Raw genomic sequence first — 13,890 nt, forward strand, 5'->3', positions numbered from 1 at the left:
TTCCGGGCACACAAAGTCCTTTCTTGCCGGAGTTGCCTTCTTTTTTTACCTTTATCAAATTGATCCTCCGCGCCTTTGGAAACCTTTCCGTCGGACTGATGCATCATGCCCCTGCTCCTCAATTATCCGGAAGGGATAGGTTTACAATCATCAAAAATTAATCAGTTTTATATATCGCAATCCGAGTTAATAATTTAAATGTGTACAAGTCGCCAAAACTATAGATGGCAGTACCGGGTATTTACCGGCACTGCCTTTCGTTAACCTTGAAGCCGCTGCAGAAATGAAAAAATTGTATGCCCTCGCCGCGCTTGGCACGCTGCTGTATAGTTGCAACGCAAACCAATCGGCGGTTGAGAACACTGGCACAGAAGCAACAACAGAGGCCACAGCAGCCACTTCCGACGAGCCGCACCGCCCGCAGTTTCACTTCACGCCGCCCTCCGGCTGGATGAACGACCCGAACGGGATGGTGTACCACAACGGCGAGTACCACCTCTTTTACCAGCACAACCCCGACAGCACCGTTTGGGGGCCGATGCACTGGGGCCACGCCGTGAGCAGGGATATGGTGGACTGGGAGCACCTGCCGATTGCGCTCTACCCCGACAGCCTGGGCACCATTTTCTCGGGCAGCGCCGTAGTGGATGTAAACAACACCTCCGGGCTGGGGACAGCAGCCAATCCGGCCATGGTCGCCATTTTCACCTACCACAATGCGGAGGCAGAAAAGGCGGGCAAGGATGATTTTCAGACGCAGGGCATCGCCTTTAGCCTGGACAATGGCCGGAACTGGACAAAGTACGAGGGTAACCCCGTGCTGGAAAATCCTGGGATACGCGATTTCCGTGACCCAAAAGTTTTGTGGTATGAAGAAGGGCAGAAGTGGATCATGACGTTAGCCGTAAAAGACCACATTAGTTTTTACTCCTCCCCTAACCTGCTCGATTGGAAACTGGAAAGTGATTTTGGCGCCAACGTGGGCGCGCACGGCGGTGTGTGGGAGTGCCCCGACCTGTTTAAGCTTCCGGTGGAGGGAACTGATGAAGAGAAATGGGTACTGATTGTAAACATCAACCCCGGTGCGCCAAACGGCGGATCAGGCACGCAATACTTTATAGGCAATTTCGACGGCAGCAAGTTTGTGATGGACCCGCAGTTTGAGGCAGGCCTGCAGGCGGAACCAACCATCGCAACCACCGTGAACGGACAGGAAGGCATCTGGCTCGACTATGGCCGGGACGAGTACGCCGGAGTAACCTGGGCTAACGTGCCGGAAGAAGACGGCCGTCGCCTGTTTATGGGCTGGATGAGTAACTGGGCCTACGCCAACGTGGTGCCGACAGAAAAGTGGCGAAGCGCTATGACGATGGCCCGGACCCTTGAATTGGTAGACACGCCGGCAGGGCTGCGTGTGGCCTCTTATCCTGTAAAAGAGTTGCAGCACCTATATGGCCCGACGTACACTCTCGAAGCACAGGATGTTGCCGGTGCGCTACCCATATCAGAGAAGGCGCCTTTTTCGACTCCGACTTTTGATTTACAACTGGAGTTGGAGCGTCTTTCCCCGGACGGGCAGTTTGCTGTGGAACTGTCGAATGATCAGAACCAGAAAGCGCTTGTCGGTTATGATGCCACGCGCAAGCAGTACTATATAGACAGGCGAAACGCAGGTGACACCAGTTTTTCCGATGATTTCGCCGGCATTCACTATGCCCCGCGCCTGGCCAACGGAGCTTCTTTTCCGGTGCGCCTGCTGGTTGACGTGGCCTCGGTGGAGTTCTTCGCCGACGGCGGCAAAACCGTGATGACGGACATCTTCTTCCCCGATGGACCCTTTACCAAGGTAAGGCTGCTCACCGAAAGCGGAGAGTTTAAAGTAGATTCAGGGAAGCTGACGGAACTGAAGTCTATATATAACTGAAGTATATTTGAAAGGGGTAGGGGCAACAGCGCTATAATGCCGAAGGATAGCATCTGCTGAACAGTGCTGCACGAATTTTCTTTGTGTCCGCTCTCCGGAGAAACAGCCATTAGGATATAAAGCGGCCCACAACTCCGTCTCCAACTGTTTTTTTAGATTTTATACATGCGTGTTGCAACCAACAGGCGCAATTCGGGGTCATTATCGCAAAACCGCCTATCTTTACCAGGAGCGCGGCCGGACAAACAACCTTATTACAAAACAATCAATCCTTTTATGAAAAATCTTTTCAGCACGCGCGCTTTAAGCCGCGTTTCCCTTTTCCTGTGCAGCATCATGGCGTTCGGGTTAACAGGCTGCCTTGACAGCGACATGGACGACGCCCCCGAGCCAAAACCCGTATCGTACGTCTCTTTTTACCACGGTGCGCCTGATGCCCCTGACTTCAATGTTTCTGTGGACGACGAGAAAATCAACAGCCAGGCCTTCAAATACTCGAATGCCTCCAACTACCTGTCGCTTGCCACAGGCAACCACGAAATCTCCTTTACGCCCGTAACGGCCACGACCCCCCTTGCCGACACCACCTTCAACTTTAAGGAGGATAATATTTACTCGCTGTTTACGGTAGGCAGCCAGCAGAACGTAGACGTACTGGTGGTGCAGGACAGCCTGATCACGCCGGGCACCGGTAAAGCCGCAGTCCGCCTCATCAACCTGTCGCCAGATGCGCCCGCTGTGGATGTGGCGGTGTCGGGAGGCGGAGCCGCCCCCTTGTTCACTGGCGTGGAGTTTAAGGAAGACACGCCGTTCATCACGGTAACGGACGGCACGCTATCCTTCGTGGTGAAAGAGACCGGTACAGAAAATGTGCTGGTTGCCGCGACAAGCCTCAGCCTGGAGCCCGGCAGGAATTACACGCTCATCGTGCGCGGTTTCCAGACCCCCCCGGCCGGGAACTCGAATGTGCTTGCCCTGCAGATAGTCAGAAACTACTAGCAGCCAGCGGCAGCTCCCTTCCGGGAACTTATATGTAAACTTCCTGCGCCAGGGCAGAACCCCCTGTACGGCAAGCGGCGGCGGCCTTTTCAAAGGCGCCGCCGCTTGCCGTACAGGGGGTTCTGCTTTTAGTGCTGTACCCGCCCGGCTAAACGGATGGCACTTGCCGGACACCCATATACTGCCGCAGCGCCACCGGGAGCCAGTAAGGAGTGAGTGAATAGTAAGGTTTATATATAAGCAGCACTACTATATAGGCCCAAAGCTGGCGCTGGGCGGAAGGCGAATGTCGGAAAGACCCCACGGCTAAATAATCCCCGAGGCGAATGCCTATGACAATCGCATACATGCGGTGCAACAGGCCCCGGAGGAATCGGGACTGATATGCCTGCGGGCAGGTAAGGAGTTCCTTCACTGCCAGAATAAGTAACTAAACACTTTTTTGTGAGCAAGATTTTTTTGTGTGAACCAATCCTTCTATATTTAGCTCATCAAGGCAGCGGTATGGCCAAAAACTATACGCTTCACTCTCCGGATGAAAATTAGTTCTGTATACAGAAAAGAAGTAATTTTTATCAATTTAATCCAGCAAAATAAGTATTATCGCACCCCACGGTGGCAGTGCGGTGTAAGGTTGAAGGGCAGGAAGGCTGGTTTTGCAGACGCCTATATATAGGAGAAACTAAGCACTTGCTACTTCGGAACTGAGGGCGTGTTTACCGTTCGCAAAAGGTGTAGAAACAACACTAAAAAAGCTGGTCGAGGCCAGATGAGCACCCAGGAGCAGGATGGGCGGCCCGGAAGCATATAGGTAAATAGCAGCAGGCATGATCAACTGTACCGGCTGCCACAGTATATGAATACAGGTAACCCACTGACTGTCATTAAGATGTAAGATTACTCGGATGGGTGGTATGTGAAAGTACCCCCTCACCAAAGGCAAACACAGAGATTACAATTATATAGTGTATTTTAAACCTTTAATTTCACAATCTATGCAACACCTTTTACTAAAAGAGCTGAAATACTTGCTTATTTTGCCTCTTTTCTTTATTTCTGTGGTCATGGCGTTCGCGCAGGGCGTCACGGTGCAGGGAAAAGTAACGGATGAAAGCGGCACACCCCTGCCAGGTGTTACTGTGCTGCTGAAGGGCACCTCGGTTGCAGCCCCGACAGGCGGCGACGGTACCTACACGATAAATGTGCCGGATGGCAACGGGACGCTGGTTTTCTCCTTCATCGGCTTCGCGCCGCAGGAAGTGGCCATTGACAACCGTTCCACGGTAGACGTGCAGCTGGGTGCCGATGCCGAAGCGCTGGAGGAAGTAGTGGTAGTGGGCTACGGCACGCAGAAAAAAGAGACTGTAACGGGCTCTGTTGCCGCCGTAAAGGGCGCGGAACTGGAAAAGTCTCCTGCCGTTAACCTTACCAACTCCATTGCCGGACGTATGCCCGGTGTGGTAGCCGTAAACAGAAGCGGCGAGCCAGGCTACGACGGTTCCTCTATCCGGATCAGGGGCTCCAACACCCTCGGAAACAACGGGGCACTGGTTGTAATCGACGGAATCCCGGCCAGGGCAGGCGGTATTGAGCGCCTTAACCCAGCCGATATCGAAAGCATCTCTGTACTGAAAGACGCCTCCGCAGCCATATATGGCTCACGCGCGGCCAACGGCGTTATCCTCGTGACCACCAAGCGGGGCACTGTAGGAAAACCTGAGCTGTCTTACTCTTTTAACCAGGGTTTCGCCCAGCCTACCGTTATCCCTGATCTGACCGATGCCGTGCAGTTCGCTGAAATGCGGAACGACCTGGAGATATATAACCGCGTGCCGTCTTCCCTGTGGGAAGAGGCGAAGGAGGCGTTCCGCCAGAGCGGAAGCTACACGCTGCCCGATGGCTCTGTGGTTAATGCACACTATGGCCCGGATGATTTCCAGAAGTTCAGGGACGGCTCTAACCCCTGGACGCACCCCAACACCGATTGGTACGACGCCACTCTGAAGGAGTGGTCTCCCCAGTCGCAGCACAACCTGCAACTGACCGGCGGAAGCGAGAACATCAAATTTCTGACCTCCCTGGGCTACGTAAACCAGGACGCCTTCTATAAGAACTCGGCCACTGGCTACAAGCAGTATGACCTGCGCGTAAACCTGGATGCGAACGTGAGCAAATACATCAAGACAAGCATTGGCATGCTGGGCCGTCAGGAGAACCGCTTCTTCCCAACAGTAGGCGCCGGTGCCATTTTCCGGATGCAGATGCGGGGCATCCCTACCGCTCCCGCCCGCTGGCCTGACGGCAGACCCGGACCAGACATCGAAAACGGTGAAAACCCTGTTGTGATCACGACCAACGAGACGGGTTATGACCGCGATACGCGCAGCTACCTGCAGACAAACGGCTCGGTAGAGATCACCAACCCCTGGGTGGAAGGTTTGAAGCTTACTGCCACAGCCGCGGTGGACAAGATGACCCGCCGTACCAAGAGATGGCAGATTCCGTGGTTCCTGTATGACTGGGATAAGCAAACGTACGAAGCAGACGGCGTGACGCCATTGCTGACAGCTGGCCGAAGAGGACCTGCCGATCCAAACCTGAACATGTCTGATGAAGAGGAGTTGAAAATTCTGTTGGGCGCCGTGCTGAGCTTCGAACGCACCTTCGGCGACCATGGAGTAACTGTGCTGGCTGGTACCAACCGGGAAACGATTGAAGGAGACTGGTTCTCTGCCTACCGCAGATACTTCATCTCTCCTGCCATTGACCAACTTAACGTAGGGGGGGATCTGGAGAAAAGCAACAATGGCGATGCCGTTGAAAGGGCGCGTCTGAGCCACTTCGGCCGCTTTGCCTACAACTACAAGGAGAAGTATATGGCTGAGTTTCTGTGGCGTTACGATGCCTCGGATATCTTCCCGGCCGATACCCGCTACGGCTTCTTCCCTGGGGTGCTGGCTGCCTGGAGAATCTCTGAGGAGAACTTCTTCAAGGATAACATCAGCTTTATCAACAACCTGAAACTGCGCGGATCATGGGGGCAGATGGGTAACGATGATATAGGCGAACTTTACTCGTACCTTTCCCTCAACCAATTCAACTCTTATATCATAGGAGGCCAGGAAGTGAAGACGCTGCGCGAAACACGTGTTCCCAATCCATTTATTACCTGGGAGGTAGCGAACAACGCGAACATCGGCTTAGACGGCCAGATGCTGCAGGGCAAGATCAACTTCGAGTTTGAAGTCTTCTATAACAAGCGTACCAGCATCCTGTGGCAACAGTCCGGTACAGTTCCCCAGACCACGGGTATGACCTTGCCGCGCCAGAACATCGGCGAAGTGGCCAACAGGGGATGGGATGCCTTAGTTGGATATAACAACCAGTTCGGAGATGTGTCTTTAAGCGTTAGCGCAAACGGCGGCTATGCCAAAAACGAGATACTCTACTGGGCAGAGGCACCCGGTGCACCTGATCACCAGCGTTCCACGGGTATGCCGATGGGTACAAGCCTCCGTTACGAGTACGACGGCGTGTTTGCAGACCAGGCGGACATTGATGCCAACCCGATTGACTACAGCGCCATCGTAGGTACGCTGCGCCCCGGCGATATGAAGTACAAGGATGTATCCGGCCCGAACGGTGTTCCGGATGGTAAAATCACACCAGACGACAGAACAAGAGATCCCCGCAACGATATTCCTACCTTCCAGGGCGGCTTGAATGCCAACGTGGGGTATAAGAATTTCGACTTCAGCGTGCTGTTCCAGGGTTCTGCCGGAGCCGTGACAACCATCGGTACAGGCGAAATGGGCAGTATCGGTAACTTCCTGGAGGATATCTATGTGAACCGCTGGACCGTGGACAACCACAGCTCGGAGCACCCACGCATCTCTGACCGCGGAAACCAGTACTACTCCGGTGGCAACACCTACTGGATGCGCAGCACTAACTACATCCGACTGAAGAACATCGAGTTAGGTTATACGCTTCCAGTTTCAATCGGCGAAAAGATAGGCCTGAGCGCGCTGCGGGTATATGTGAACGCCCTGAACCTGGCGACCTGGGATAAGCTGAAGGTATATGACCCTGAGAACGTGAACGCCAACGGTCAGTACTACCCGCAGTCCAGAGTTATCAACACAGGTGTAACCGTAACATTTTAAGTGTACTAGCAATGAAGAGAATGAATAAAATAAAATCTTTGTCCCTGGGAGTTATTACGGCTATGGCGCTTATGACCGGCTGTAACGATGATTTCCTGGACACGCAGCCCTTATCAAGCGTTCCGAGTGAGCTTGTCTGGACGGACGCAGCCCTTGCCGAAGCCTTTGTCACGGACCTTTACACGGCACTGGGCCAGGGAGGCTTTGATGAGCAGATGCAGGCTTCCCTGACAGACGAGGCTGTTTTCACCCACCCGGGCAGGGGTATCAACACCATCACCGAGGCGCGTACCAACCCTGCTGACCGTGGTTTTATAAACTATACCCTCGACTGGGATGACATGTACAGCAAGATCAGGGCGGCCAACCTGGCCATTAAGAACCTGCGGGATCCCCAGTTTGATAACCCGGAACGGGTGAATCGACTGCTGGGAGAGGCACTGTTCATGCGTTCATACTTCTACCACCAGTTGCTTCGCTACTATGGCGGTGTGCCGCTTGTGGACAGCCCGTACGAGCTTGGCGCCGAGGATTACTCCATTGCCCGCAACACCTTTGCCGAAACGGTAGAGTTTATTGTGAAGGATGCAGAGGAGGCCGCGCAACTGTTAGAGGATGCGGCGCTGGTTAAAGGCCGGGCGTCTAAAGCGTCGGCCCTGGCGCTTCGGTCCCGTGTTTTGCTGTATGCCGCCAGCGACCTGCACGACATCCCTACTGCCAGTGCAAAGTCAGGCGTGATTTCCGCTTACGAGCACAAAAACCTGATTGGCTATACAGAGGGTGACCAGACGGAGCGTTGGAGAAGAGCCCAGGCTGCAGCCATGGATGTGTTGCTTCTGCCTGGCTACGGATTCAAGCTGGACCTGTCGGCACCTGTAACGCCCGAAGAGGGCTTCCAGAACTACGTGGACGTTTCCCTGTTCCGTGGCGGCGGTGAGGAGGACATGATCTTTGGCCGGTACTTCATCCAGTCGAAGAACGAGGGCGGTGGCCGTGTCGGTCTGTACAATGGCCCGAACGGATACCGCAACTGGGCCGGTAACACCCCGATCCAGCAATTGGTGGATGACTATGAAATGATGGACGGCAGCAAGTTCAGCTGGGACAACCCGGAGCACGCAGCAAACCCGTATGAAAACCGCGATCCGCGCTTTGAGGCGTCTATCCTGCACGATGCATCTGACTGGAAGCCAAGGTTCACCACCACGGCAGACCCCGCTAACCAGATCCAGACAGGGCAGTATGAGGTCATCAACGGCGGGCAGAAAGTTACCCACTTCGGCCTCGACACCCGCCAGAGCTCCATCGAGGACTGGAACGGTACCCGCACCGGATACTACATGAGAAGGTTCATCGACCCGAACCCGAACCTCGTGGACATGAACATGTGGCAGCAGGTGCCGTGGGCGTTCTTCCGCTACACAGAAGCCGTGCTGAACTATGTGGAGGCCAGCATCGAACTGGGCGAGGATGCCCAGGCACAGGAATGGCTGAACAAGGTACGCTTCCGCGTGGGTATGCCAGCCGTAACCGAAACAGGCGATGCCCTGATGGCGCGCTACCGCAACGAGCGCAGGGTAGAGATGGCCTACGAGGAACAGCGCTTCCACGATGTGCGCCGCTGGATGATCGCGCAGGAGGAGTTTGGGGAGCAGCCCCAGATTATCGACATCAAGGGAACGCTGAAGCCCGGCAAGACGGTGTCGCAGTACCAGTATAATCCTGAGAACTACAACTACACTTATAAAGTGATAGAGCTTGGTGAAGGTATTGAGAACCGCGCCTGGGATGACAAAATGTTCTTCTTCCCGATCAGCCGGGATGAGATGAACCGGAATGAGCAACTGGAGCAGAACCCAGGGTACACCGAATAGATATTAGCTCTTCTTTAGTGAATTTAAAATCTATGCCAGTCGTTTCGTACTGGCATAGATTTTCTTTTTTAACACCTTTTATTCAGAAGCTTACACCCATGAGCATCTTCCGATCCCCTCTCCCTGCTTTATCATTACTCACCCTCTTGTTTTTTGCCTCCTGCCAGGAGAAATCTCCTGCTGACGAGGAAGAGGCTGGCAATGCCCCTGCTGCTGTTGCCGCCAGTCCGCTTTTTACGCTGCTCCCGTCGGCTAAGACCGGCATCAGTTTCTCCAACAACCTGACCGAAGGGCTGAACACCAACGTGCTCATGTATGAGTACTTCTACAACGGGGGCGGGGTAGCCGTGGGGGATATAAACGGAGACAGCCTGCAGGACATTTACTTTACAGGCAACATGGTACCCAACCGTCTGTACCTGAACAAGGGCGACATGCAGTTCGAGGATATAACCGCGGCGGCGGGCGTGGCCGGGCGGGAAGGCCCCTGGGCGACCGGCACCACCATGGCCGACGTGAACGGCGACGGCCTGCTGGATATATATGTCTGCTACTCCGGCAAGCTGCGCCCCGAGAAGCGCGAAAACCAGCTCTTCATCAACAACGGACCGGATGCGAGCGGGAGGCCCACCTTTACGGAGCAGGCGGCGCAGTATGGCCTGAACAGTTCCTCCAACAGCACGCACGCCGTTTTCTTCGACTATGACCGCGACAGTGACCTGGATATGTTCCTCCTCAACCACAGCCCCGAGTCTTTGCCCGTGCTGGACGAGGTTTCCACGGCAGAGATACTGGGCAAGGAGGATCCGCAGCGCGGCGTGCGTTTTTTCAGGAATGATGCGGGGCATTTTGAGGACATCACCCAAAAAGCGGGTTTCAGCTCTTCCTCGCTCACCTATGGGCTGGGCGCGGGCGTGGCCGATATAAGCGGAGACGGCTGGCCCGACATCTATATATCCAACGACTACGACGTGCCGGACTACCTCTACATCAACAACCAGGACGGCACCTTTACCGACCAGTTGAAGACACGCGTCGGCCATGCCTCCCATTTCTCGATGGGCAGCGACATTGCCGACATCAACAACGACGCCTTTCCGGACATCTTTACCCTGGACATGCTGCCCGAGGACAACCGCCGGCAGAAGCTGCTGTTCGCGCCGGACAATTACGAGAAGTTTAACCTCAGCCTCAAATCCGGGTTCCATTACCAGTACATGCGCAACATGCTGCAGCTGAACAACGGCAACGGCACCTTCAGCGAGATCGGCCAGCTGGCGGGCATCTCCAACACTGACTGGAGCTGGGCGCCCCTGTTTGCCGACTATGACAACGACGGCCTGAAAGACCTGTTCGTAACCAACGGCTACGTGCGCGACTACACCAACATGGACTTTATCAAATACATGGGGAATTTTGTGCAGCAGAACAGCGGCAGAATGGACCGCGGGAGCGTGCTGGAACTTGTCAATAAAATACCCTCCTCCAACGTCACCAACTACATCTACAAAAATAACGGCGACCTGACGTTCAGCAACAGGGGCCGCGACTGGGGCATGCGTACCCCCTCCACCAGCAACGGGGCCGCCTATGCCGACCTCGACAACGACGGCGACCTGGATCTGATCGTCAACAACATCAACCAGCCTGCTTTCATATACCAGAACGAGGCCGACAAGCAACTGAACCACCATTACCTGCAACTCAGGCTAAAAGGCGCAGGCAAAAACACGGCCGGGACAGGCGCTAAAATCACGCTCTACTCGGGCGGTCAGCGGCAGTACCAGGAGCAGATGCCTTCGCGGGGCTACCAGTCCAGCGTTTCGCCGGTGCTGCATTTTGGCCTGGGGCAGGAAAACGCCATAGACTCGCTGCGGATTGTGTGGCTGAGCGGGAAACAGCAGGTGCTGCGGGATGTGAAGCCTGACCAACTGTTGACGCTGCAGGAGCAGGAAGCAAACGCGCCCTATATACCTGCAAAGCCTGGTGCGCCTATCTTTATGGAAGCCAAAACGCCTGTTTCCTTCACACACCAAAAGAATGATATAAACGACTTCAAGCGGCAGCCGCTGCTCATAAATCCGCTCTCTTTCTCCGGTCCCTGCCTGGTGAAGGCGGATGTGAACGGCGATGGGCTGGAGGATATATACGCAGGCGGCGGGCCAGGGCAGGCGGGAGCGCTGTACCTGCAGCAAAGAAACGGCAGCTTCGCAGCCAAGGCCTCGCCCGCGTTTGAGGCCGACAAGATGGCCGCGGTTGCAGATGCCGTGTTCTTCGACGCCAACAACGACCAGGCCCCGGACCTGTACGTAGCCAGCGGGGGCTACCACAACTACACACCCGATGACGCGCAGCTGCAGGACAGGCTATATATAAACGACGGCAAGGGCAACTTTAGCAGGAGCGGCGCAGCGGCCCTGCCAGCCATGCCCGTGAGCACCAGTTGCGCCCGCGCGGCCGATATAAACGGCGACGGCTATATGGATTTGTTTGTGGGCGGCCGCGTGATTCCGGGCCGCTACCCGGAAACACCGCGCAGCTATGTCCTCCTCAACGACGGCACCGGAAAATTTGAGGACAAAACAGCGGCCGTGGCACCCGCTTTGGAGCGCATCGGGATGGTGACCGATGCGGCGTGGCATGATTTGGACGGTGATAAAAAGATGGAACTGGTGGTGGTAGGAGAGTGGATGCCGGTGACGGTATATAAAAACGCAAACGGGAAACTGACAGACGACACCAAAACCTACTTCGACAGGGAATACAGGGGCTGGTGGAACAAGCTGCTGGTAAACGATTTTAACCAGGACGGCAAGCCCGACCTGGTGATCGGAAACCTGGGCCTGAACACCCAGTGCAAGGCCACGGACCAGCAACCGGCGGAGCTGTATTACAAGGACTTCGACGACAACGGATCCGTTGACCCCATCCTGACCTTCTATATACAGGGCAAGAGCTACCCCTACGTGACCCGCGACGAGTTGCTGGACCAGATGAGCACCATGCGCACCCGCTTCACCGACTACAAAAGCTACGCAGACGCCACCCTGCAGGATATTTTTACACCTGAAGAACTGAATGAGGCAGGGCATCTGTCAGCCAATTACCTGCAGACCGCTTACTTTGAGAGCAATGCGCAGGGTAAGTTTCAGGAGAAGCCCTTGCCGGTAGAGGTCCAGTTCTCACCGGTATATGCCATGACCACCCTGGACTATAACAGCGACGGCAACCAGGATTTGCTGCTGGGCGGCAACATGAGCCAGGCCCGGCTGCGCTTCGGGAAGTACGATGCCAACTACGGTATCCTGCTGCAGGGCAACGGAAAGGGAGAATTCACTTATGTTCCGCAGGCCCGGTCAGGCTTTCAGGTGAAGGGCGATGTGCGGTGTATCCTGAACGTGAACAACACCCTGCTCTTCGGCATCAACCAGCAGGGACTGGCGGCCTATAAACGAAGCAAACCGTAAGAAGGCCTGAAGCTATATATGGCTGAAGAAGACCTTAAAGGAGGTGAAGGGATATATAAAACCCTGGTTGCGCGTGCCAGAGGTCGGCCCTAAGCAGCAGGGAAACTTCGTTTTATATATAAGCCTCGTGTAGCGCACAGCCGATAGTGTGGGGGTAGGAAAAGCTCTTTCGGACTTCCCAGTCCGAAAGCCCACTGGAGCGGATTTCCTGCTCCCCGTACTGCTTTTTATATATGCGGATTAGGAAATCCGCCCCAGGCAAAGTTCCGGATGAAGAAGCCCGGATCAGCTTTATGCTTTGCCTGAAGTGGACGGCAGTAGCAGTCGGGGGAGTGCAGCTCCGAGAATCTCTGCTCAAAACAGCTCAAAATTTAAAAATGTTTGATTTCTTCCCGGAGAGAGTTATATTTAAGATAGCTTATACTCTTTGAATTAACTAAACCTATATATCCGGCGGCATCGCAACCAAGCCTGGCTTTTAACGGTGCCGCATTCTAAGCCCCCATTCTATATGAGAAGAAGTGAATTTATAAAAAGCGGCCTTTTGGGTGCCGCAGCCCTTGCCTCAGGCGGAGCGGCTTTTGCCGCCGGAAGCCCAGCCGCCGGGAACAAAGCGGAGAAGGCCTTTAACCTGAAATACGCGCCGCACTTCGGCATGTTCAAAAACCTGGCAGGCGATGATGTGATAAAGCAGCTGCGCTTCATGAAGGAGCAGGGCTTTATGGCCCTGGAGGACAACGGCATGATGGGCCGCCCGGTGGCTGACCAGGAGAAGATAGGCAAAGAGCTCGGGCGCCTGGGCATGACCATGGGCGTGTTTGTGGTGGACAAGGGCGGCAACTCGCAGAACACCTTGGCGGCTGGCAAGAAGGAGCACCTGGACATTTTCCTGGACGGCTGCAAGCGGGCCGTGGACGTGGCCAAGCGGGTGAACGCCAAGTGGGTGACGGTGGTGCCGGGCGATTTCGAGCGCAACCTGCCCATCGGGGTGCAGACCGGCAACGTGATAGAGGCGCTGCGCCGTGGGGCGGAGATACTGGAGCCGCACGGCATCGTGATGGTGCTCGAGCCGCTCAGCGACTCGCCCAACCTGTTCCTGCAAAATTCCGACCAGACCTACATGATCTGCAAGGGCGTGAACAGCCCTTCCTGCAAACTGCTCTACGACATTTACCACATGCAGAAGACCGAGGGGCACCTGATCCGTAACATGGACCTGACCTGGGATGAGATCGCCTATATCCAGATTGGGGACAACCCGGGACGCAACGAGCCCACCACCGGGGAGATCAACTACAAGAACGTGTTCAAGCACATATATGAGAAAGGCTACAAGGGCGTGATGGGCATGGAGCATGGCAACGCCGAGAAGGGCAAGGAAGGCGAACTGGCCGTTATCAAAGCTTACAGAGAGGTAGACAATTTCCTGCCAGCGTAAGTTTGGCGGAAGAGAGCAGCAG

Annotated in this window: 6 protein-coding genes; all 6 read left to right on the plus strand. The window is 55.0% G+C overall.

Translation table 11 applies throughout. The annotated features are described in order from the left end of the window. The first annotated feature begins 283 nt into the window (after positions 1 to 283). Complete coding sequence (locus GSQ62_RS14520) at positions 284 to 1,924, plus strand: glycoside hydrolase family 32 protein (protein ID WP_161890174.1); 1,641 nt, start codon at positions 284 to 286, stop codon at positions 1,922 to 1,924. A gap of 276 nt (positions 1,925 to 2,200) precedes the next feature. Beyond that, the gene (locus tag GSQ62_RS14525; RefSeq protein WP_161890175.1) at positions 2,201 to 2,923 is read left to right on the plus strand and encodes a DUF4397 domain-containing protein; all 723 of its coding nucleotides are present in this window, start codon (positions 2,201 to 2,203) and stop codon (positions 2,921 to 2,923) included. 1,064 nt (positions 2,924 to 3,987) lie between these two features. Continuing rightward, complete coding sequence (locus tag GSQ62_RS14530) at positions 3,988 to 7,089, plus strand: SusC/RagA family TonB-linked outer membrane protein (RefSeq protein WP_237586642.1); 3,102 nt, start codon at positions 3,988 to 3,990, stop codon at positions 7,087 to 7,089. Positions 7,090 to 7,109: 20 nt separating this feature from the next. Beyond that, positions 7,110 to 8,963 (plus strand): RagB/SusD family nutrient uptake outer membrane protein, encoded by a 1,854-nt coding sequence (locus tag GSQ62_RS14535; protein WP_161890177.1) that lies wholly within the window; start codon positions 7,110 to 7,112, stop codon positions 8,961 to 8,963. Between the two features lie 98 nt (positions 8,964 to 9,061). Continuing rightward, positions 9,062 to 12,430, plus strand: a complete 3,369-nt coding sequence (locus GSQ62_RS14540; RefSeq protein ID WP_161890178.1) for a VCBS repeat-containing protein — start codon at positions 9,062 to 9,064, stop codon at positions 12,428 to 12,430. A gap of 511 nt (positions 12,431 to 12,941) precedes the next feature. Then, positions 12,942 to 13,868 carry a hydroxypyruvate isomerase family protein gene (locus GSQ62_RS14545; RefSeq protein ID WP_161890179.1) on the plus strand — a complete coding sequence of 309 codons (927 nt, stop codon included), beginning with the start codon at positions 12,942 to 12,944 and terminating at the stop codon, positions 13,866 to 13,868. The last annotated feature ends 22 nt before the right edge of the window (positions 13,869 to 13,890 follow it).

Source organism: Pontibacter russatus (assembly GCF_009931655.1).
Taxonomy (GTDB): Bacteria; Bacteroidota; Bacteroidia; order Cytophagales; family Hymenobacteraceae; genus Pontibacter; species Pontibacter russatus.

Excerpts from the sequence above, each read along its gene's own strand:
- GSQ62_RS14520 (WP_161890174.1), top strand. The coding sequence starts at position 284 with ATGAAAAAATTGTATGCCCTCGCCGCGCTTGGCACGCTGCTGTATAGT.
- GSQ62_RS14525 (WP_161890175.1), top strand. The coding sequence starts at position 2,201 with ATGAAAAATCTTTTCAGCACGCGCGCTTTAAGCCGCGTTTCCCTTTTC.
- GSQ62_RS14530 (WP_237586642.1), top strand. The coding sequence starts at position 3,988 with ATGGCGTTCGCGCAGGGCGTCACGGTGCAGGGAAAAGTAACGGATGAA.
- GSQ62_RS14535 (WP_161890177.1), top strand. The coding sequence starts at position 7,110 with ATGAATAAAATAAAATCTTTGTCCCTGGGAGTTATTACGGCTATGGCG.
- GSQ62_RS14540 (WP_161890178.1), top strand. The coding sequence starts at position 9,062 with ATGAGCATCTTCCGATCCCCTCTCCCTGCTTTATCATTACTCACCCTC.
- GSQ62_RS14545 (WP_161890179.1), top strand. The coding sequence starts at position 12,942 with ATGAGAAGAAGTGAATTTATAAAAAGCGGCCTTTTGGGTGCCGCAGCC.